The organism is Aquitalea sp. FG25 (genome assembly GCF_057809375.1).
The window spans coordinates 1-404 of record NZ_JBMDJV010000068.1 but is presented as its reverse complement, the minus strand read 5'-3'; the positions used below and the strand labels follow the sequence as shown (position 1 = coordinate 404).

1 protein-coding gene is annotated in these 404 nt (G+C 66.3%); it reads right to left on the bottom strand.

All coding sequences use genetic code 11. From position 1 onward, the window contains the following. Positions 1-404: Ig-like domain-containing protein (locus tag ACODR9_RS24320; protein WP_488813268.1), on the bottom strand; the 404-nt coding region annotated here is incomplete at both ends.

The following is a 404-nucleotide window of genomic DNA, read 5'->3' as shown; positions in this document are numbered from 1 at the left end:
GTCAGCGCCAGGCTGCTCGGGGCGCTGGGGGCGCTGGTGTCAACGGTGATGCTGTAAGCCGTCGTCTGGCTGCTGACATTACCGGCTGCGTCGGTAGCAGTGGCCTGGATGCTGTGGCTGCCGTCGGCCAGGGCCGCAGGCAGTGTGTAGCTCCACGCTCCGCTGCCATTGGCAGTGGCCGTACCTACTGCCGTGCCGTCAACGTATACCGTCACCGTGCTGTTGGCTTCGGCACTGCCTTGTACCGTTGGCGTGGTGTTGTTGGTGATGCCGTCGCTATGGCTGCTGCCGCTGTCGGTGGCGGTGCTCAGCGCCAGGCTGCTCGGCGCGCTGGGGGCGCTGGTGTCAACGGTGATGCTGTAAGCCGTCGTCTGGCTGCTGACATTACCGGCTGCGTCGGTGGC